The sequence below is a fragment of the uncultured Peptoniphilus sp. genome (genome assembly GCF_946998875.1).
GTDB lineage: Bacteria > Bacillota > Clostridia > Tissierellales > Peptoniphilaceae > Peptoniphilus_A.
On sequence record NZ_CAMQAY010000001.1, the window covers coordinates 222,677 to 243,437 of the forward strand.

General features: G+C 35.2%; 23 protein-coding genes, 1 tRNA gene and 1 other annotated feature. Of the genes, 19 read left to right on the top strand and 5 right to left on the bottom strand.

Annotated features, from left to right (window positions below; translation table 11 throughout):
* Nucleotides 1–7: 7 nt before the first annotated feature.
* From Q0U74_RS01070 to Q0U74_RS01085, 4 genes are all read right to left on the bottom strand, one after another.
* Nucleotides 8–1,777, bottom strand: a complete 1,770-nt coding sequence (locus tag Q0U74_RS01070; protein WP_297392102.1) for an NADH-quinone oxidoreductase subunit NuoF — start codon at nucleotides 1,775–1,777, stop codon at nucleotides 8–10.
* Complete coding sequence (locus Q0U74_RS01075; RefSeq protein WP_297392104.1) at nucleotides 1,770–2,159, bottom strand: hypothetical protein; 390 nt, start codon at nucleotides 2,157–2,159, stop codon at nucleotides 1,770–1,772. The genes Q0U74_RS01070 and Q0U74_RS01075 overlap by 8 nt, the downstream gene beginning before the upstream one ends.
* Nucleotides 2,160–2,184: 25 nt before the next feature.
* Nucleotides 2,185–2,691: an NAD(P)H-dependent oxidoreductase subunit E gene (locus Q0U74_RS01080; protein WP_297392105.1), complete on the bottom strand. Its 507-nt coding sequence runs from the start codon at nucleotides 2,689–2,691 to the stop codon at nucleotides 2,185–2,187.
* 156 nt (nucleotides 2,692–2,847) lie between these two features.
* Nucleotides 2,848–4,032: a coenzyme F420-0:L-glutamate ligase gene (locus Q0U74_RS01085; protein ID WP_297392107.1), complete on the bottom strand. Its 1,185-nt coding sequence runs from the start codon at nucleotides 4,030–4,032 to the stop codon at nucleotides 2,848–2,850.
* Nucleotides 4,033–4,259: 227 nt separating this feature from the next.
* Here Q0U74_RS01085 and ftsE point away from each other — a divergent pair, with 227 nt between their 5' ends.
* The 5 genes from ftsE (at nucleotide 4,260) to Q0U74_RS01110 (ending at nucleotide 8,819) form a co-directional block, all read left to right on the top strand.
* Nucleotides 4,260–4,958 carry a cell division ATP-binding protein FtsE gene (gene ftsE / locus Q0U74_RS01090; protein ID WP_297392109.1) on the top strand — a complete coding sequence of 233 codons (699 nt, stop codon included), beginning with the start codon at nucleotides 4,260–4,262 and terminating at the stop codon, nucleotides 4,956–4,958.
* Nucleotides 4,933–5,835, top strand: coding sequence for a permease-like cell division protein FtsX (gene ftsX / locus Q0U74_RS01095; protein WP_297392111.1), 903 nt, complete (start codon nucleotides 4,933–4,935; stop codon nucleotides 5,833–5,835). Before ftsE ends, ftsX begins: the two co-directional genes overlap by 26 nt.
* A 13-nt stretch (nucleotides 5,836–5,848) precedes the next feature.
* Nucleotides 5,849–7,072, top strand: coding sequence for a murein hydrolase activator EnvC (locus Q0U74_RS01100; RefSeq protein WP_297392113.1), 1,224 nt, complete (start codon nucleotides 5,849–5,851; stop codon nucleotides 7,070–7,072).
* Nucleotides 7,072–8,241 carry a S41 family peptidase gene (locus tag Q0U74_RS01105; RefSeq protein WP_297392115.1) on the top strand — a complete coding sequence of 390 codons (1,170 nt, stop codon included), beginning with the start codon at nucleotides 7,072–7,074 and terminating at the stop codon, nucleotides 8,239–8,241. Before Q0U74_RS01100 ends, Q0U74_RS01105 begins: the two co-directional genes overlap by 1 nt.
* A 122-nt stretch (nucleotides 8,242–8,363) precedes the next feature.
* Nucleotides 8,364–8,819, top strand: coding sequence for a VOC family protein (locus Q0U74_RS01110; RefSeq protein ID WP_297392117.1), 456 nt, complete (start codon nucleotides 8,364–8,366; stop codon nucleotides 8,817–8,819).
* Between the two features lie 49 nt (nucleotides 8,820–8,868).
* On the opposite strand, the gene Q0U74_RS01115 is transcribed toward Q0U74_RS01110, so the two are convergent.
* Nucleotides 8,869–8,942: transfer RNA gene (locus tag Q0U74_RS01115), tRNA-Cys, on the bottom strand.
* A 158-nt stretch (nucleotides 8,943–9,100) separates the two neighbouring features.
* Between Q0U74_RS01115 and Q0U74_RS01120 the strand changes: the two genes are divergently transcribed.
* The 14 genes from Q0U74_RS01120 (at nucleotide 9,101) to rplL (ending at nucleotide 20,698) form a co-directional block, all read left to right on the top strand.
* Nucleotides 9,101–9,577 (top strand): dihydrofolate reductase, encoded by a 477-nt coding sequence (locus Q0U74_RS01120; protein ID WP_297392119.1) that lies wholly within the window; start codon nucleotides 9,101–9,103, stop codon nucleotides 9,575–9,577.
* A complete protein-coding gene (locus Q0U74_RS01125; RefSeq protein ID WP_297392121.1) occupies nucleotides 9,574–10,248 on the top strand; it encodes a response regulator transcription factor in 675 nt (224 codons plus the stop codon). Before Q0U74_RS01120 ends, Q0U74_RS01125 begins: the two co-directional genes overlap by 4 nt.
* Nucleotides 10,235–11,386 (top strand): cell wall metabolism sensor histidine kinase WalK, encoded by a 1,152-nt coding sequence (locus Q0U74_RS01130; RefSeq protein ID WP_297392123.1) that lies wholly within the window; start codon nucleotides 10,235–10,237, stop codon nucleotides 11,384–11,386. Before Q0U74_RS01125 ends, Q0U74_RS01130 begins: the two co-directional genes overlap by 14 nt.
* Before the next feature lie 86 nt (nucleotides 11,387–11,472).
* On the top strand, nucleotides 11,473–13,029 hold the full coding sequence (locus Q0U74_RS01135) for an NAD(P)/FAD-dependent oxidoreductase (RefSeq protein ID WP_297392126.1): 1,557 nt from the start codon (nucleotides 11,473–11,475) through the stop codon (nucleotides 13,027–13,029).
* Nucleotides 13,023–13,487, top strand: coding sequence for a tRNA (cytidine(34)-2'-O)-methyltransferase (locus Q0U74_RS01140; RefSeq protein WP_297392127.1), 465 nt, complete (start codon nucleotides 13,023–13,025; stop codon nucleotides 13,485–13,487). The genes Q0U74_RS01135 and Q0U74_RS01140 overlap by 7 nt, the downstream gene beginning before the upstream one ends.
* Before the next feature lie 36 nt (nucleotides 13,488–13,523).
* Nucleotides 13,524–15,821 (top strand): ATP-dependent DNA helicase, encoded by a 2,298-nt coding sequence (locus tag Q0U74_RS01145; protein WP_297392129.1) that lies wholly within the window; start codon nucleotides 13,524–13,526, stop codon nucleotides 15,819–15,821.
* Nucleotides 15,822–15,946: 125 nt separating this feature from the next.
* A complete protein-coding gene (gene rpmG, locus Q0U74_RS01150; protein ID WP_010242627.1) occupies nucleotides 15,947–16,096 on the top strand; it encodes a 50S ribosomal protein L33 in 150 nt (49 codons plus the stop codon).
* 9 nt (nucleotides 16,097–16,105) lie between these two features.
* Nucleotides 16,106–16,321 (top strand): preprotein translocase subunit SecE, encoded by a 216-nt coding sequence (gene secE / locus Q0U74_RS01155; RefSeq protein ID WP_297392132.1) that lies wholly within the window; start codon nucleotides 16,106–16,108, stop codon nucleotides 16,319–16,321.
* A gap of 14 nt (nucleotides 16,322–16,335) precedes the next feature.
* Entirely contained in the window at nucleotides 16,336–16,878 is a 543-nt protein-coding gene (nusG, locus tag Q0U74_RS01160; RefSeq protein ID WP_297392134.1) for a transcription termination/antitermination protein NusG, read from the top strand.
* A gap of 47 nt (nucleotides 16,879–16,925) precedes the next feature.
* On the top strand, nucleotides 16,926–17,351 hold the full coding sequence (gene rplK / locus Q0U74_RS01165) for a 50S ribosomal protein L11 (protein WP_297392136.1): 426 nt from the start codon (nucleotides 16,926–16,928) through the stop codon (nucleotides 17,349–17,351).
* Between the two features lie 39 nt (nucleotides 17,352–17,390).
* Complete coding sequence (rplA, locus tag Q0U74_RS01170) at nucleotides 17,391–18,092, top strand: 50S ribosomal protein L1 (protein WP_297392138.1); 702 nt, start codon at nucleotides 17,391–17,393, stop codon at nucleotides 18,090–18,092.
* Between the two features lie 466 nt (nucleotides 18,093–18,558).
* Nucleotides 18,559–19,200 carry a YitT family protein gene (locus tag Q0U74_RS01175; protein WP_297392140.1) on the top strand — a complete coding sequence of 214 codons (642 nt, stop codon included), beginning with the start codon at nucleotides 18,559–18,561 and terminating at the stop codon, nucleotides 19,198–19,200.
* A 400-nt stretch (nucleotides 19,201–19,600) separates the two neighbouring features.
* Nucleotides 19,601–19,722: a sequence feature (ribosomal protein L10 leader region), on the top strand.
* A gap of 8 nt (nucleotides 19,723–19,730) precedes the next feature.
* Entirely contained in the window at nucleotides 19,731–20,267 is a 537-nt protein-coding gene (gene rplJ, locus Q0U74_RS01180; protein WP_070610456.1) for a 50S ribosomal protein L10, read from the top strand.
* A gap of 47 nt (nucleotides 20,268–20,314) precedes the next feature.
* Complete coding sequence (gene rplL, locus Q0U74_RS01185) at nucleotides 20,315–20,698, top strand: 50S ribosomal protein L7/L12 (RefSeq protein ID WP_070610455.1); 384 nt, start codon at nucleotides 20,315–20,317, stop codon at nucleotides 20,696–20,698.
* Nucleotides 20,699–20,761 lie beyond the last annotated feature (63 nt).

The following is a 20,761-nucleotide window of genomic DNA, read 5'->3' on the forward strand; positions in this document are numbered from 1 at the left end:
TTCACCTCTATTTAGGTTCCACAACTGCACCTACAGGACATGTCTTAAAGCAAGTTCCGCAGGCTATGCACTTGTCCTCATTAATTTCGTGTTTTTCCTTTGGCTTTCCTGATATGCACTTAACAGGGCATTCCCTTGCACATCTGTGACAGCCAATGCACTTGTCCTTATTTATCTTGTAGGCTCTCCTCATTTCGTGTCTAGCATATTTTAAATATTCATCAGGGAAATATTTCATAGTAGATAAAATTGGGTTTGGTGCAGTTTGTCCAAGTCCACAGGCAGCTGAGTTTATGATGTTGTGACAGAGATCTTCGATTTTTTGCAAATCTTCCTCTGAACCCTTGTCATCTAAAAGATTTTTTAGCATTTCAAGAAGTCTCTTTGTGCCAAGTCGACAAGGTGTGCACTTGCCGCAGGATTCGTCTTGGGTAAATTCAAGATAAAATTTTGCAATCTCAACCATGTCGTTGTCTTCGTCCATGACAATTAGTCCGCCTGAACCCATCATGGCGCCAATTTCTTTTAAATTTTCATAATCAATTGGAGTGTCAATATTTTCCTTGGTGATCATTCCACCAGAAGGTCCACCAATTTGCACTGCCTTAAACTTCTTGCCATTGGGAATGCCGCCACCGATGTCGTAGACAATTTCACGAATAGTTATGCCCATAGGCACTTCAACAAGACCAACATTGTTTACTTTGCCAGCTAGGGCAAAGACCTTTGTGCCCTTAGATTTTTCTGTTCCCATGGAAGTGAACCAGTCAGTTCCCTTTAAAATAATCTTTGGAATATTTGCATAGGTTTCAACATTATTTACAGTTGTAGGCTTACCCATATAGCCCTTTACGCTAGGGAAAGGAGGCTTTCTCGTAGGTTCGCCTCTCTTGCCTTCCACAGAGTGAATGAGAGCAGTTTCTTCGCCGCAGACAAAGGCACCAGCACCGTATCTAATTTCAATGTCAAAGTCAAAACCAGAATTAAAAATATTTTTTCCTAAGAAGCCATAATCTCTTGCTTGAGAAATTGCAGTCTTAAGTCTATGAATAGCGAGGGGATATTCAGCCCTGATGTAAACTACTCCGTGGTTTGCACCAGTTGCGTAGCCGCCAATTGTCATAGCCTCAACAATGGAGTTGGGGTCGCCTTCCAAAATACTCCTATCCATAAAGGCACCAGGGTCGCCTTCGTCAGCGTTGCAGAAAATATATTTTTCATGACCTGGAGAATTATATGTATTTTGCCATTTAATGCCAGTAGGAAAACCTCCGCCGCCACGACCGCGAAGTCCAGATACTTTAATTATGTCTATAACTTCTTGCGGGCTCATTTCAGTTAAAACTTTAAAAAGAGCTTGGTAGCCGTCGTAGGATATGTAGTCCTCAATATTTTCTGGGTCAATTTTGCCGCAGTTTTTTAAGGCAACACGAGTTTGTTTGCCGTAAAAACTCATTTCCTTTTGATTGTAAATTGGCTCCTTATTCTTTGGGTTCTTGTAGAGAAGTCTCTTGACAGGTCTACCATGAAGAATGTGTTCCGCCACAATTTCGTTTACATCGCTAGGTTTTACATGAGTGTAAAAGACATTGTCGGGTTCAACCTTTACAATGGGACCTTCGCCACAAAAGCCAAAGCAACCAGTTATCATGGCTTCCACATCTTTGATTTTGTAATGTTCAATTGCCTTGTCAAAATTTTCTTTAATTAAATCACTTCTTGCAGAGACGCAGCCCGTTCCCTTGCAAATAAGTACTTGTAATCTCAAATTATTCATATGTCACCTCTTTTTCGTACTCAAGAGTCTGACTCTTAACAGAAGCAACATTTAAAATAAAATCCTTTATGGCTTCAGTGTCAAGGGAGTTGCTCTTGACATTTGCGCAGACATTAAATCTTATTTCAATGTTAAACTTTTCTTTTTGGTTTGGGTCGTCTTTAAATAAAAATTTGCAGTTTCGCATGCCCTTTTCGCGGACAAAGCTCTTTAAGTCGTCAAAAACTTTTTCTATTTCTGCATATTTTTCTCTTTCATTTCCAGTTATAAAAATTTCTATAACATCATCGTCAGGCATGTCGCCTATATCTCTTAAAATAGTTTGGTGATGTCTTGATTCTTTTATAGAAATAAGTTTTTCCAAGGAATCTATTTTTGCCATAACTACCTCCTTTGAAATTTATAAATTAATTTTCTTCTGTAGCTAATTCATTTCTGTGTGCCTTTATAATTTCTTTGACATCACTAACTTCAACATGACCATAAATCTTGTCGTTTACGCGAACTACTGGACCAATGCCACAAGCTCCAACGCATCTAATAGAATTTACATTAAAGAGACCATCTTCGCTAAGTCCATCGCCATCAACGTTAAGTTCATCTTTAAAGGCCTTCATAATTTCTTCTGAGCCCTTAACAAAACAAGCAGTGCCAAGGCAGACATCAACTTTAAATTTGCCCATTTTATTTTCATTGAAGAAGGAATAAAAAGTTACAATTCCATTTATTCTACTTGCAGGAAGATTTGTAAGTCTTGCAATGTAAACTTGAAGTTCCTTTGGAAGATATCCAAAAATATCTTGAGCGTAGTGAAGAATACTTATAATATTGTTTTCCTTATTATCAAAAGTATCTATGTAGTCCTTTAAACTCTTTAAAAGAGCATTGTCTAGACCCATAGTATCAAACTTCATAACTATCACCTCTTATTTCATTGTAATACAATGAAAAGGTTTTATCAAAGAAAAGGGACATTTTTTAAAAATTTATTTAAAATATATTTAAAATTTATGCAAAAGTGCAAATAAAAAAGGAGCCGAAGCTCCTTAAAAATTCATATTTTTAAAATATTATTCACTTGCAAAGTTGTCGAAGTAGCCTTGGATTAAAACTACTGGAGTTCCCTTGTCGCCTGAACCACTTGTCAAGTCGCAAAGACTTCCAAGTAGGTCAGTGATTCTTCTTGGTGTTGTGCCAAGAGTTTCATTAGTTCCAACTAAATCTTTATTTTTGTGAGAAATTTTTTCTTTCATTGCAGCAGTTGCATGTTCTGTGTCCATATCCTTAAGGTCAGTGTCTGCAATGTATTTTATCTTAAGTTCGCTTGGTGTACCAGCAAGTCCCTTAGTGTGGGCAGGTGAAACTACTGGGTCAGCAAGTTCCCAAATTTTTCCAACTGGATCTTTGAAGGCACCGTCGCCGTAAATCATTACTTCAATATCTTTATTGTACTTGTCAATCAATTTCTTTTGAACTGCATTTACAAATTCTTCGCCATCTCTTGGGAATAATTTTAATTTACTTTCAGAAGCAAAGTTTGAGCCAAGTAGACCGAATTCTTCATTGTAACCACTGCCATTAATTGATTTTGTTAGGATGTCGTCTAGACCAAGAACAACTTTTGCTCCTTCGTCCTTTAGAAGTCTCTTAATGGAAAATCTTGTGTGAGTTGAACCAACAAGAACTTCATCTGTATATTTTAAAATTGTCTTAGGGTCATTTGAGAAGTGGATTTCACAGTTGCCGCCACAAATTTCCTTGTAAAGAGTTACATAGTCAATGCCTGTGAATTCGTGCTTAACAACTTCGCCAAAAATTCTTCTATAATCTTTTTCTTCTAATACATCCACGAAAGGATTAATTTTAGCTTCGTAAAGAAGATTTGGGTCCATTAGTGAGTTTCCAACTTCATCAGAAGGGTAGGAGAATAGAAAATGGATTTTCTTTCCTGATTTTGCGATTCCTCTTAAGATAGTTGAAAATCTGTTACGGCTAAGAATAGGGAATACTATTCCAATTTCTCCGTCGTATTTATTATTAATATCACAAGCTATGTCATCTATAGAGACATAATTATTTTGTGCTCTAGCAACTAAGGATTCAGTTACTGCCACTACATCTCTATCTTTCATAGAAATATTTTCTGATTCAAGAGCCTTATCTAGAGAATCAACGACAATATCTACTAGATTGTCTCCACTTTTTACAATCGGAGTACGAATTCCACGCACTACTGTTCCAATGTATCTTTGCATATTTCCTCCTACATTTAATAACAATTAAATAAATTACTTTTTTACTTCAAAATTATACACGAAGTCTTTTGAAATGTAAAATATTTTTAAAAAATTTTTAAAAAAATTTTTTTTAATCCCTTAAAAATATTCATATTATTTGAAAAATCACATAAAATTAATAAATACACTGTACATTTGTAACCACTTTGTAATATAATTATAAAAGATTATAGAAAGGTGTAATTATGATTAAATTTGAAAATGTATTTAAAGAATATAGCAATGGTGTAACTGCACTTTCAAATGTGAGTATAGAAATACCTCGTGGTGATTTTGTATTTTTAGTTGGTCCATCAGGTGCCGGTAAATCTACTATGATAAAACTTCTTATTAGAGAAGAAAAAGTTAATCGTGGCAAAATTTACATGGGCGACACTGACATAACTAAACTATCTAAATACATGATACCCAAACTTAGGAGAAATATTTCTGTAGTATTCCAAGATTACAGATTGTTAGAAAAAAAGACTGTCTATGAAAATGTGGCTTTTGCCCTAGAAATTCTTGGAGAGTCCAAAAAAGAAATAAATGAAAATGTTGATTACGCTCTTGATCTTGTAAATTTAAGCGACAAGAAGAAGGCCTATCCATCTGAACTTTCTGGTGGAGAATCCCAAAGAGTTTCTATTGCCAGGGCAATAGTAAATAAGGCTCCCTATCTTGTCTGTGATGAACCTACTGGAAACCTTGATGAATCCACTGCATGGGACATTATGAGTGCCTTAAAAAATATTAATGACGATGGCAAGACTGTCATCATGGCTACTCATGCAGTTAACATCGTAGATAAATTTAACAAGAGAGTTGTAACTCTAGATCAGGGACAGATTGTTTCTGATATTAAAGAAGGAGGTTATTATGAAAGTAATAAGACAGTTCTTTAATGTTGTGAAAGAATCTTTTTCCGGTCTTTGGAGAAACAAGACTATGGCTCTCACTTCCATTATTTCCATTTCTGCAATGCTTACACTTTTTGGCGTTGTAATGCTTATGGTTTTAAATCTTAATGGAATTGTCTTCCAAACTGGTGAAAAGCTAGATAAAGTTGTCTTTTTCTTAAAGGACGATGCCAATCCTAGCGATGTAAATGCCTTTATTGATGAGCTTCACGACAATGACAAGGTTAAAAAAGTTTCCTATGTTTCAAGAGATGAGGCCCTAAAGGAATTTAAGGAAAGCTTTGGAGAAAATTCTAAAATTCTAGAAAATATTCCTGGCGGCAATCCTCTACCTGCATCAGTAACTGTTGAGATGAAGGAACTTTCCTATGGAAAAGAAGTTGAAGACAAGTATAAGGACCTTCCCATAGTTGAAGACCACAATTATTATTATGACTTTGTCACACAAATGCTAAAGGTACAAAATGGTGTAAAAGTAGTTGGAGCAGGTATTGTTCTTATTCTTGTCCTTGTGTCTATACTTATTATTCACAATACAATTAAGATTGCCATTTCCAACAGAAAAAAAGAAATTAATATAATGAAATATGTAGGTGCCACTAACACTTATATTAGGGGGCCCTTCCTTATTGATGGAATAATTTTTGGAGCTTTGGGAGCAGGCATAGCTGGCTTTATAACTCTAAAGCTTTATGAAATTTTATTTGAAAGACTTAATCCACAATTATATGACATGACTGGCGTCGACTTGGTGTCCGCCTTGTCCATTAGATTGGATTTGTATATAATATTTTTATGTATTGGTGTAGGAATAGGCTTCTTTGGAAGTTTGTTCTCCACTAAGAAATTTTTAGATGTGTAGGTGAAGGAGAAAAATGTATAGTAAGAAAAAATTTCTTGCTCTATGTCTTGCAGGGCTTATGGCTGTGCCCACAGGTGCCCTTGCAAAGAGCTCAAAGAGCCTGACAATTGAGAAAAACAAAAAAAAGCAAGAACAAGTGCAAATAAAAAATAAAATTAATAAAGAGAAGAGCAATATTTCTAATACTGAAAGTGAAAAGAAATCAGTAAGTGTAGATATTGAAAATCTTGATGCAAAAATTCAAGTTACTTCTGCAAAGATTTCAAGTCTTGAAAGTGAAATAGGAAGACTTAATAAGGATATAGACGAAAATCAAGAAAAATTAGAAGAAGCTCAGGTAAATCTTTCAGAAAATACTGATGCACTTCGCATGAGACTTAGGGAAATGTACAAGAGAGGCAATGTAAATTACCTTGAAGTCCTTTTAAATTCAAAAGACATAGAAGAACTACTTAGAAATAACGAAATCATTTCATCTATAGCAAGAGCTGATAGGGAATTAATTGAGTTTATACAAGAACAAATTGACACAATAAAGCAAACTGAAGAGAGACTTCAAATAGATAAGGCTAAGGTATCCGCAAGCAGGGTTGCCGTTGTAAATGAACGACAATCCTATCAAGCAGCTGTAGATGCCAAAAATAATTACATGAAGGTTTTAGAGTCAAACTTAGACTTATATAAGGCTGAATTTGAAAAAGCTCAAGCAAATTGGGATAGTTTGAATGCAGAAATAGTGAGACTTCAAAAACAAATTGCAGAACAAAAGAAAGCAGAAGATGCTGCAGCAAGAGCAAGAAGGGCGACTAGAGTCCACAGCAACATCACTGTTTCTTCTGCGCCAAGAAATGGACAAAGCTACACTTGGCCCCTACCTGGTCACTATTCTATTTCCTCTCCTTTTGGATATAGGATGCACCCAATACTTGGATACTCAAAATTTCACTCAGGAGTAGATATTCCTGCACCAAGTGGCACGCCAATAGTTGCTGCCAAGTCTGGTACAGTTATTATGTCACAGCTAATGAGTGGCTATGGAAATGTAGTAATGGTTGATCATGGCGACACAGTTACAGTCTATGCTCACTGTTCAGCTCTAAATGTAGGCGTTGGCGATTCTGTAAGTGCTGGTGATGTAGTTGCCTTTGTTGGTTCAACAGGTCTTTCAACGGGAGCACATTTGCATTTTGAAGTGAGGGTTAATGGATCACCTGTAAATCCATTGGGATATGTTTAATGAAAAATAATAAATTTTTAAAAATCATAGCAGTTGTACTTTTAGTAATTACAACTGCTTTTGTTACGAGAATAATAACTGTAAGACAAGTCCTATCTTCCAATGAAAATTTTGGCAAGGTAATAGTCTTAGAAAAATATTTGAGAGAAAATTATCTTTACAACAAAGATATCAAAGATGAAAACCTAGAGGCAGGTCTTTTAAAGGGTCTTGTTGCAGGTTTAGGTGACCCCTATTCACAGTATCTAACTGCAGAAGAGATGACAAAGCTATCTGAAACCACTACGGGAAAGTTTCAAGGTATTGGAGTTATAATTTCGCCTGACGAAGATGGAACTGTGACTGTCATTTCTCCCATTAAGGGTTCACCAGCAGATAGGGCTGGAGTTGAATCGGGAGATAAAATTTTAAAGATCAACGGCAAGGACTTTAGTGCTGAAAAAATAAACGAGGCATCAAAGGAGATGCGTGGCGAAAAGGGAACTACTGTTAAGATTTTGCTTCTCAAAAAGAAAAATTTAAAGACAGAAGAAGTTGAAATAAAAAGAGAAGAAATTAAAATCGATTCAATTTTAAAAAATAAAATTGGAGACCTTGGCTACATTGGCATAACTATGTTTGATGAAGAAACTGGAAAGGACTTTGTAAAGGCTTTAAATGAGCTTACAAGTGAAGGAGTTAAGGGCATAATCCTTGACATGAGGGGAAACCCTGGCGGAGTAGTTGATGCTGCAGTTGAAATAGGCGATGCAATTCTTCCAAAATCAACTTTTGTAACTTTAAAAGATAACAAGGGCGAAATAGTTCAAGATTATAAATTAGACGACAAGTATAATGACATCAAAATGGTTGTACTAGTTAACGAAGGCTCTGCATCTGCATCAGAAATTTTATCAGGAGCCATAAGAGACCTTGGCAGGGCAAAAATTATTGGCAAGAAAACTTATGGAAAGGGCGTAGTGCAAAATGTAATGTCTCTACCTGGCGGCGATGGACTAAAGCTTACGACTTCAGAATACTTTACTCCAAGTGGCAAGTCCATAAATAAAAAGGGAATTGTGCCAGATATTGAAGTTGACCTTCCAGATGACATTAAGGGCATTGGAATTGACTACAAGGACACAGACACACAACTTAAAAAGGCAATAGAAGTTATAAATGAAAAATAAAATTAGCAGCTCGCGGGCTGCTTTTTTAATGGAATTTTTTCTCAAAATTTAAGAAAGGTCAAACTTTACAAAAAAATTTTTTATTGATATTCTTGTTTTAAGATAGAAGCTGGAGGAATTTTATGATAAAAAGCATTGCACACATTGGTCTTACTGTCACAGATCTTGAGAGGTCCATAAAATTTTATAGAGATCTTCTAGGCCTTTCCTACAAAGGACACATGTACATGGAGGGTGAGTCCACAGACAAGTTATTTAATGGAGAAGATATAAGGGCAAAAGTTTGTTATTTAAGTCCAAAGGAAGGTGCTGGATGCCCCGATGTGGAGTTAATAGAGTTTGAAAGAGGAGAGGTCAAAAGTGATATTCCTTCTCTTTTTAAGACTTCAATTTCAGAACTTTGCTTTGCAGTGGAAGATATTGAAGAATTTTATGCTTATTTACTTGAGAAGGATGTAAGGGTGATGTCAAAGCCACAAGTCTTTGACTCAAGTGACTATGGATTTGGAAAGAGCAAGGCAATTTATTTTTACGATCCCGATGGAAATATTTTAGAAGCAATAGAAAGCATAGGCTAGTTAAAAAATTGTAAAAAAAAAATCTACTGATAAAAATCAGTAGATTATATGGAGGCGACAACCGGATTTGAACCGGTGATAAGGGTGTTGCAGACCCGTGCCTTACCACTTGGCTATGTCGCCATAACAACATTAGTATAGCAAAGATTAAAAAAAATTACAAGATAAAATTTACTTTATATATATTTATGTAAAATTTTTTTGAAATAAAATATAAAAGTCTTTGAATATTTTTTCCTCTAGGCTATGATTAAGTTAAGAATTTTTTTAAAGGTGATTAGATGAAATTATTAATATTAGTTGACAATAATAATGCCATTGCCAAGAAGGGCGAGCAAATTTTATTTGTAGATGATGACCTAGAAATGTTTAAAAACTACACCACAAATAATATTATTATCATGGGTAGACGCACACTAGACGCCATTGGAAGACAGCTTCCAAATAGAATTTCTATTGTCTTTACTAGAGCTAATAGAGAGGATAAAAAAGATTTATACTATGTGGACTCAATAGAAAAACTTGATGACATATTGAATAAGTATAAGGACAAGGAAGTTTTTGTAATTGGCGGCGCAGAAATTGTAAAGCTCTTGTGGGAGAGACTTGACGAGTTAATCGTTACAAGAGTTGACACAGTAGTGGAAGATGCAGATACTTTTATTCCTGCCTTTGATGATTTTGAATTAATTGATAAAAGCGAAATAAAAGATCCAACTTATAAAGTTTACCATGAAAGATGGAAGAGGATAAAATGAAAATTTTACTTGTTGAAGATGAAGAAAAACTTTTAGAGTCTATAAGAGAGGGCTTGGTCCACTCTGGCTATGTTGTTGACACTGCCCTTGACGGAGAAGAAGGGTCCTTTATGGCCTTTACCAATGATTACGACCTCATTATCTTAGACATCAATCTCCCTAAAAAGGACGGCTTTGAAATTTTAAGGGAAATTAGAGAGAGGGACAGGGAAGTCAATATTATTATGCTCACTGCCCTTTCAGATGTTGACGATAGGGTGCGTGGTTTCGATTTGGGTGCCAATGACTATGTCCTAAAGCCTTTCCACTTTGAGGAGTTAAAGGCGAGGATTAGGTCACTTCTTAGGAGACAAACTACAATAAAAAATGCAGTAATAGAGACAAGTGGCATAAGTTTTGACACAAGGAAGAGGATTTTTACCATTGAGGGCGAAAATTTAAGGCTCACAGCCAAGGAAGCAGGCATCTTGGAATATTTATTTTTCAATTTGGGAAGATATGTCACTACAGAAGAACTCATGGAGCATGTATGGAATGACGAGGTAGACTTATTTTCCAACGTTGTGAGGGTTCACATGTCAGCCCTTAGAAAAAAACTAAAGGCAAGGCTTGGCAAAAATATTATAAGAAATGAAATTGGAAAGGGCTACATTATTGATGAAGAAAATTAAAGATATTAAGAATACTATAGTTTTCAAGCTGATTTTTTCCATAATTTTAATTTTTATAATTATGACTACAACATCTAATTACATTATTGGCAAGTATCAAGAAAAGAGAATTTTAGATATTGGCGAGAAAATTGTCCAGGAAGAAAAAAACAAGGGCGACAATTATTTTATTGTCCTTGAAGATTCAAAATTAAAATCAACGAAAGAGATAAAAAATTTTTCTCTCATGGTTATGACAGGGACCATTGCCCTTGGGTCTCTCGTTTATTATGTCTTGGTTTCAAGACTTTTAAAGCCATTAAAGTTGTTAAAAGATAAAGTCCAAGAAATCGATGTGGACAAGATAAAAAGTGAAGAAAACATTTATATGCCGGGAGAGTCCCAAGAGATTGAGGAACTTTCCCTTGCCTTTGAAAGGTCTCTGGATAAAATTTATTCAAGTTATGCCAGGGAAAAGGCCCTTTCATCTGCCATTGCTCACGAGCTAAACACCCCAATTTCCATAATGAAGTCTTCACTTGAAATTTATCTAATGAAAAATAAAGTTTCTGATGGGGACTTAAAAGACCTACTAGATAATTTTGACGAAAACATAGACAGAATTTCAAAAATCATTGAGTCTCTTTTATTTTTAAATCGCAGGGAAAATGCAGTTTTAAGAAATTTTAACCTAAGAGACTTAGTGGAAGAAGTTGCCTTTGACTTGGAGGACTTGGCAGAAGAAAAAAATGTGAAGATTCTTTCCAAGCTGGAAGATAAAATAATTTATTCCAATGACATTTTGCTAGAGAGAGTCCTCTTTAACCTTGGCAAAAATGGAATACTTTATAACATTAATGGGGGCAGCCTTTTTTTTGACTTTAGAGAAGATGAAGAAAATTATTTTATAGATGTGAGAGATACTGGCGTGGGCATCACAGGCGAAGACAAGGATAAAGTTTTTGATTTATTTTATAGGGTCGATGAGTCCAGAAACCGAAAGAGTGGCGGCCACGGCATTGGCTTAAACCTTGTGAAAAATATAATGGAAAAATTAAGGGGCGACATAAAAATTTTAGATAATATAAATGAAAAGGGTGAAATTATTGGAACAGTTTTTGAAATAATTTTGCCAAAAATAAAAGAAGAGACTAAGTGAAGTCTCTTTTTTTGTTTTCACTTGCGACATTCATCACATTTTTATTTACTAGAAAGATTTCGTGTTATAATGTTTTTGGTGAAAATATGATTATTTTAAGAAATATTAAAGTTCCCTATGACAAGGACGAAAAATTTTTGCGAGGGAAAATTGAAAAGGAATTAAATAAAAAGGACTTTGACTACAAAATTTACAAAAAATCCCTAGATGCTAGGCGTGAAATAAATTACGTCTACCAAGTTTTAGTGGATTTAGAATTAAAGGACATAGATAAAAAAATTCTAAAGAGACTTAAAAATAATATCGACGACTTTCAGGAAGAAAAGCTTGAAGTTAATAATCTTAACAATATAAAAACTGCAGTGGTAGTTGGTACTGGACCTGCAGGACTTTTTGCTGCCTACTTGCTTTCAAAGAAGGGCGTTAAGGCAACTCTAATTGAAAGGGGCAAGCCAGTTGATGAAAGAGTAAAGGACATTGACATACTTCACGAGACGGGAAAGCTTGACGAAAATTCCAATGTGCAATTTGGAGAAGGCGGCGCAGGAACTTTTTCTGATGGAAAGCTTACATCTCGCTCAAAGGACAAGAGGGTCTGTCATGTATTTGACATCTTCGTGGAAAATGGAGCGCCAGAAGATATTCTCTACGAGCAAAAGCCCCACATTGGCACAGATATTTTGCGTGACGTCATAAAAAATATGAGGCGTGAAATTGAAAGCCAAGGTGCAATTTATAAATTTAGTGAAAAGCTTATTGATTTTGACATAGAAGATGGGAAAATAAATAAAATAATAACAGACAAGGGAGATTATTCTGCCGATGCCTACATCTTGGCCCTTGGAAATTCTGCAAGAGATACTTTTTCTATGCTTGATAAATATAATTTACTTGAGCAAAAGCCCTTTGCTGTAGGCTTTAGAATTGAACATTTAAGGAAAAATATTGAGATGGCACAGTACGGCATGGTCTCCGACAAACTTCCTGCGGCAACTTATCAGCTAAATGTCACAGACAAAGACCAGGCGCATTCTGTTTACACCTTCTGCATGTGCCCAGGTGGCTATGTGGTAAACTCATCTTCAATAGAAGGTGAGCTTGTTGTAAATGGCATGTCCTATCACGATAGGTCTGGCGACAATTCAAATTCAGCAGTAGTGGCAAGTATTGATGAGAAAATTTTTGGCGAGGGAAACCTAGCTGGCATGGATTTTCAAAATGAAATTGAAAAAAAAGCCTATGACATGGGTCAGGGCAAGGCACCTGTCCAAAGAGTGAAGGACTTTATGGAAAATAGGGTGACGGAAAAACTTGGTCAGGTGAAGCCAACCTTTAAGCCAGGCTATGTCTTTTCCAACTTAAATGAAATTTATCCAGAATCCATTAATCGTGCCATAAAAAACGCTCTAAGGGTAATGGATAAAAGAGTCCATGGATTTTCTAGTGACGACGCAATCCTAACTGGAGTGGAGACAAGGACATCTTCGCCAGTTAGAATTGTGAGAGATAATTATAGAAGCATAAAAGTTGAAAATTTATTTCCAATTGGAGAAGGCGCAGGTTATTCTGGAGGAATAATTTCTTCTGCCCTTGACGGACTTAAATGTGCCATAGAAATTTTAGAAGGAGACAAAAAATGTTAAATATAGTATTTTATGAGCCAGAAATTCCCTTTAACACTGGTGCAATTGCAAGGACTTGCGGTCTTACTCATACGAGACTTCATCTTATAAAGCCCCTTGGTTTTTCTGTTGACGATAAACACCTAAAAAGGGCAGGACTTGATTATTGGCACCTTGTAGATATAAATTATTACGATTCCTATGATGAACTTGTGGAAAAATATCCAGATAGCAATTTTTATCTTGCCTCTACTAAGGCAAAGAGAAAATATTCTGATGTAAAGTTTAAGGACGGCGACTTCATAGTCTTTGGACCAGAAACTCGAGGTCTTCCAGAAGATTTAATTTTTGGAAACTATGACATGGCTATAAGAATTCCCATGTTAAAGGATTATGGCAGGAGTTTAAATTTGTCAAATTCTGCAAATATTATTTTGTTTGAAGCTTTAAGACAACTTGATTTTTTAGATTTGGAATAATTTTTAAGAAATAATTTTAAATAAGGAAGGGTTAGCGTGAAGGAAGTAAAAATCTCCGTAAGAAATTTAATAGAATTCGTCAAAAGGTCTGGCGACATAGACAGGAGATTTTTTTCCAACAAAAGAGCTGTCCAGGGCATAAGAGCACATCAAAAGGTGCAAAGGGAATACTCCAAAGATTTTTTGACAGAAGTTTTTTTGAGGACCACTGAAGAAATTGAGGACATAAATTTCACTGTGGAAGGTCGCGCCGATGGCATTGAAGTTTCCGAGGAAGTCACAGTTGACGAAATAAAATCAACTACAAGGGACTTAGAAGAGCTTAAAAAGGAAGAAAATATTATGCATTGGGCACAGGCTAAGTGCTACGCCTATATCTATGCCAAGGACTATGAACTTGACAAGGTAAATGTCATGCTAACCTACTTCCAACTGGAGACAGAAGAAACTTTAAACATAAAAAAGACTTTTTCCTTTGGAGAACTTCGCGACTTTTTCATGGGAACTTTAATGGAATATTTGGAGTTTTCCAAGAGAATTGTCCACTGGAAGGACACGAGGGATGAGTCCATAAAAAAATTAAAATTTCCCTTTAAAAAATTCAGAAAGGGACAGAGAGAGCTTTCTGTTGCGGTTTACAACACCGTTGATGAGGAAAATAAATTATTTGTAGAGGCACCAACGGGCATTGGCAAGTCCATTTCAACGATTTTCCCCACAATCAAAGCCATGGGAGAAGATAAAATTGACAAGGCCTTTTATCTTGTGGCAAGGTCTACGGGGAAAAATGCTGCTAAGGATGCCCTGGAAAGACTTTTAAATAAAAAATTAAAATTAAAGGTTGTAATTGTCACTGCCAAGGAAAAAATTTGCTTAAATGACAAAGTTTCTTGCAATCCCAAGGATTGTCCCTATGCCAAGGGACACTTTGACAGAGTCAATGATGCCATAATAGACATTTTTGACTCCTGCGACAATTTTTCTAGGGAAAATATTGAAAAATTTGCAAGGCTTCACATGGTCTGCCCCTTTGAATATCAATTGGACTTATTGGACTTCTCTGACTTCATTGTCTGCGACTACAATTACATCTTTGACCCAACAGTTTACCTAAAAAGATTTTTTGAAAACTCCATGCTCAGGTTCGCCCTCCTCATTGATGAGAGCCACAACCTCTTGGAGAGGGGCAGGGAAATGTACTCGGCAGAAGTTTTTATCGGCGACTTGGAAAAACTTTTATACCTTCTTCCCAAGAAGAGGAAGGCTGTCAGAAAGCACCTCACAAATGCCCTTGAAGAGTTTAAAAAACTCGGCCAAAAAACTTTTTATTCCTATGATGAATTTTTAGCCTTTAATGGAGAAGTGGAAAAGACAGTTTTTTCTATGAATGACTACTTGACCAAGGACAAGGAAGCCCGGGGCTATGAAGATGCTCTTGACATTTATTTTAAATTTTTTAAGTACATAAAAATTTTGGAATACTACAACAAAGATTTCGTCTCCATAAAAAGCCATGACTCTGTAAAAATAAAATCCTTAGATATTGCGCCAATTTTTGAAAATATTTTGAGGACTCCAAGGTCCTCTGTATTTTTCTCAGCAACCCTAAGTCCCATAAAATATTATGGAAAACTTTTAGGGGCAGGTGAAGGGACAAACTATTACAAGATAAAATCCCCCTTTAATCCAGAAAATTTACTTGTTCTTAGAAATAATAAAATCTCCACAGTTTATAGGGATAGAGAAGATTCAATTGATGAAATAATTGACAATCTGAAAAATTTTTCCAATGATGATGGAAACTATCTTTTCTTCTTTCCATCCTATTCCTTTATGGAAAGTGTCTACGAAAGATACCTTGATATAGACCAGGAGGCAGTTAAGCAAGATAGGGACATGACTGAAATTGAGCGTCAAGAATTTTTAAATAATTTTACTTTTTCTTCTAGCACAAGGGCCTTTGCAGTTATGGGTGGAGTTTTTTCTGAAGGCATAGACTTAATTGGAGAAAGATTAAGAGGCGTCGCCATAATAACTGTGGGTCTACCTGGTCTATCCTATGAAAGAAATATTTTAAAGAGCCATTTCCAAAAAAAGTACAAGAGAGGTTACGAGTATGCCTATATTTATCCAGGCATGATAAAGGTTGTGCAGTCGGCGGGACGCGTCATAAGAACTGAAGATGACAGAGGAAAAATTCTTTTAATGGATAAGAGATTTTCCCTTGGGCCCTACAAATTTTTGCTGCCAAGTCACTGGAAAATTTATGATTTTATGGACTCAGCTGAAATAAGTGAAATCTTAAAAAACTTTGATGGAGAAAAAAATAATTAAAAGCACAAAAAATAGAGAAAATTTATCACAAATAGCTTTACAAAGAGGGACTTATGTGGTAGTATTACTTAGTAAATTAGAAGGAGCCAAAGGCGGCTCTTTTTTTTAGCACTGGAGGTGTTTTTATGGCAGATAGAGTAGTACTTGAATGCACACAATGTAAAAACAGAAATTATGTGACATATAAAAACAAGAAAAATACTACTGAAAGATTGGAACTAAAGAAGTATTGTAAATTCTGTAAAGAACATACAACTCACAAAGAAACTAAGTAAGGAGGATTTATGGCTACTAAAACAGCACCTAAGACTGAAGAAAAAAAAGGCGGTCTAGGTAGATACTTTAGAGGTGTGAAATCTGAATTCAAAAAAGTTGTATGGCCAACTAAGGATACTATAATCAAGTATTCTATAATAGTAATTGTTGCAGTTATTTTGTCATCATTACTACTATTAGCATATGATAAAATCATAATGTTTTTATTTGGTTTTATTTATTGATTGGAGTGTTTTAGTTGGATACACAAGAACTTAATAGCAATGAAGCTTCAAAATGGTATGTAATTCACACTTATTCAGGTTATGAAAAAAAGGTAAAGGCAAACATGGAAGCTATGGTTCACAATCGCAATATGGAAGATGTCATCTTCGACATTAGAATTCCTATGGAAGACTATGTTGAAACTAAGGATGGAGTTTCCAAGGCAAAAGAAAGAAAGATGTTCCCATCTTATGTTCTTGTCAACATGATTATGAACGACGAAACTTGGTATCTTGTGAGAAACACAAGAGGAGTAACTGGTTTCGTTGGACCAGCTTCAAAGCCTGTGCCACTAACAGATGAAGAAGTGTTGCTACTAGGAGTTACCGATAGCAAAGAGTTATTCGATAACTTCGATGTAGGAGAAGTTGTCAAAGTTATTAATGGACCATTTAAAGATTTGGTAGGTAAAATCGACAGCTTCAATTACGACAAAGCTAAGGTTAAGGTATGTATCTCAATGTTTGGAAGAGATACAATTGTTGAATTGGATTTCAATCAGATTATTAAAGAGTAAGAAATGTGTGGGAGGGTAAACCCGCATTACCACAAGGAGGAAATAAAATGGCAAAAAAAGTCATAGCATTAGTAAAATTACAAATTCCTGCAGGAAAAGCTACACCAGCTCCACCAGTTGGTACTGCACTAGGACCACATGGTGTAAACATCATGCAGTTCACAAAGGAATTTAACGCAAAGACTCAAGATCAAGCAGGTATGATTATCCCTGTTGTTCTAACAGTTTATCAAGATCGTTCTTTCACTTTTATCACAAAGACTCCACCAGCTGCAGTTCTTATTAAGAAAGCTCTTAATATGGCTAAGGCAAGTGGTGAACCTAACAAGAAAAAAGTTGGAAAATTGACAAAGGCTCAAGTAGAAGAAATAGCTAAAACAAAGATGCCTGATCTTAACGCAGCAAGCTTAGAAGCTGCTATGGAAATGATCGCAGGTACAGCTAGAAGTATGGGTATAGAAGTAGAAAGATAAGTGGGAGGCTAGGCCGCAAGTACCACGAAGGAGGTAAATATGCCAAAAAGAGGTAAAAAATATCAAGATAGCGCAAAGCTAGTAGATAAATCAAATTTATATGATGTAAATGAAGCTCTTGACTTAGTTATAAAGACTGCTAAGGCAAACTTTGACGAAACAGTTGAACTTGCAGTAAGACTTGGTGTAGATCCAAGACATGCTGACCAACAAGTAAGAGGTACAGTAGTTCTTCCTAACGGAACAGGTAAAGAAATTAGAGTTCTTGTTCTTGCAAAGGGAGAAAAAATTAAAGAAGCTGAAGCAGCAGGAGCTGACTATGCAGGCGGAGAAGAATTAGTTGAAAAAATCCAACACGAAAACTGGTTTGATTTTGATGTAATTATTGCAACTCCAGACATGATGGGCGTAGTTGGTAAAATCGGTAGAGTTCTTGGACCAAAGGGACTTATGCCAAACCCTAAATCAGGTACAGTTACATTTGATGTAGAACAAGCTGTAAAAGAAACTAAAGCAGGTAAAGTTGAATACAGAGTAGACAAGGCTGCAATCATTAATGTTCCAATCGGAAAAGTTTCTTTTGGAGTTGAAAAACTTGCTGAAAACTTTAAGACAATTTCAGATGCTATAATAAAAGCAAAACCAGCATCTGCAAAGGGTCGTTATTTAAAATCAGTAACAGTTGCTTCAACAATGGGTCCTGGAATTAGAATCAACGGACAAAAATTAACGGAAAAATAAAAACACCTAAGATAAACCCCTCAACTTCTTATGAAGCAGGGGTTTTTTTAATGGACTTAAGTTTAAACTTAAGTCCTTTTTTATGAGAAATTTTTAAAATTAACTTTGTGACAATTTTATGAAATCTTAATTTTTTTAAGAAAAAAACTTGCAATTAAAAAAATAAAAAGCTATAATATCAAATGTTGATTTAAGTATTTTACGGTGGTTACCGAAATTTTCAGGTAGTTTTTATCTGATGCTAAAGTTTACGAATTAAGAGCTTTCTATATGCCTGATGTGGTAGATAAAAAGCTAAAAAGTAACTATTACGCTCAGAGTTTTTACAAGAAAAAATCAGCAAATAATAAAGCATCAACACCACGAGATTGCAAAAGTACGAAGGGTTATCCTTACGACCGACAGCAGTCTTTTTTTGTTGGTTGGATACCCTTCTTATATTGCGAAATATTAAGGAGGTGTTAAAATGCTAAATCAAAAGCTGGCTTGGTTTAAATTAACAAGAACAGGACTAATTAATATTATCTTAGGGTCTATGATTGAGTCATTTACACTTGTAAATATTCATATTCCATCTCAAATTACAGAAGGTGGAATCCTAGGCCTGGCCTTATTATCTTATAAGACCTTTGGTATAAATCCATCAATTCTAAGTTTAATAATGGATGTGATTTGTATCATTATGGGAATAAATATTTTTGGAAAGGCATTTTTAAGAAAGACTTTATTGGCTTCATTATTTTTTGCCATCTTCTATAAAATATTTTCCCTTATGGGACCAATCATTCCTAATCTTTATAGCTATCCATTTTTGGCAGCTATATTTGGAGGTATTGGCATTGGACTAGGTTGTGGACTTGTAGTATCTCAAGGAGGAGCCTCAGGTGGAGACGACGCCTTGGCTCTTGTAGTAGCAAATAAGACCAAGATAAATATTTCTTATGCCTACTTACTAATGGACGTAATTGTCTTAGTAATGTCCTTAACTTATATTCCCCTTGCTAGAATAATTTATTCTCTAGTTACTACAACAATATCATCTGTTTTAGTAGGTCAATTTGAGATTAATGTTAGTCCAGCAGTGGAAAAAACAAATCTTTCCATTTAAAATTTTATTTTAAATGAAGATTTCCAAGTTTATATATGAAAAAGAATAGCTTCGGCTACTTTTTAGTAGCAAATATAGTGTAAGAAAGGAAGTAATTCCTAGCTTGCACTATTTTTTTTAATGAAGATTAGCGTGACGAGGTTTTTTAGGCTTAAAAGATCCGAAAACTTTGGGGCTTACATTTTTTATAAAGATGTATGAGAAAAATTTGTAAGGCTTTAGAGCTGGGGAAAATAATAAAAATAAGTTTAAAATAATTTTTAAATCATAAAAATAGAAAAAACTTTATAAACCTTATAAAATTCTATATAATATGAGGAAATAAAAAAATAGATAAGATGAAAGAAAAAAATAAAAATAAATACAAATAATCATTGACAAAGATCCAAAGACTGTATATAATATCAATGTTACTAAGCCGCAGACAGTAGGTGGCAATGCCATAAGTCCTACCGAGGTTTGAAATTCGGATTTATTTGATTTTCACATCTCACGGCGGCGTGAGATTTTTTTATTTTGGGGGTGACAAATTGAAAGAAGAAAAACTACAATCAAAACAAGCCCTAGTTGATGAAATTAAAGAGAAAATTCAAGGAGCTCAATCAATTGTACTTGTAAACTACAGAGGTTTAACAGTTGAAGAAGTAACTGAACTTAGAAGTAAGTTTAGAGACGCTAATGTTGACTACAAAGTTTATAAAAACACAATGATGAGACGTGCCTTTGAAGAACTAGAAGTAAGTGGTCTTGAAGAATTTTTAAAGGGACCAAGCGCTATTGCTTTCGGAATGGAAGATCCAGCATCCGCAGCAAAAATTTCATCTGAGTTTGCAGAAAGTCATGAAGCATTAGAAATTAAAGCAGGTTATGTTGACGGAAAGGTATTATCACTTTCTGAAGTTGATGCACTTGCTAAATTACCATCTAAGGAAGTTCTTGTTGCACAAGTACTTGGCGGCTTGAACGCACCAATCCAAGGATTTGCTAATGTATTAAATGGAACACTATCAGGATTTGCAAGAGTTATTGCACAAATCGCTGATAAGAAAGAAAATGAAGCAGCATAATTAATATGCAAAAAAATTAAAATTATTAAAATTACGGAGGAAATAAAATGTCAGAAAAAGTAGAAAAATTAATTGAAGAAGTTAAAGAACTTACAGTATTAGAACTATCAGAAGTAGTTAAGGCTCTTGAAGAAGAATTCGGAGTATCAGCAGCAGCTCCAGCAGCAGTAGCAGCAGCTCCAGTAGCAGGTGGCGCAGCTCCAGCAGCAGCTGAAGAAAAAACTGAATTTGATGTAATCATCACTGAAGCAGGACAAGAAAAAGTTAAAGTTATAAAAGTTGTTAAAGACCTTACAGGACTTGGACTTAAAGATGCAAAGGCAGTAGTTGACGGAGCACCTAAAGCAGTTAAAGAAGGCGTTTCAAAAGACGAAGCTGACGACATCAAAGCTAAACTTGAAGAAGCTGGCGCAACTGTAGAAGTTAAATAATTTAATTAAAATTATAAAAAAAGACTGCCCTAGTGGCAGTTTTTTTATGCAAAAAACTCGGGA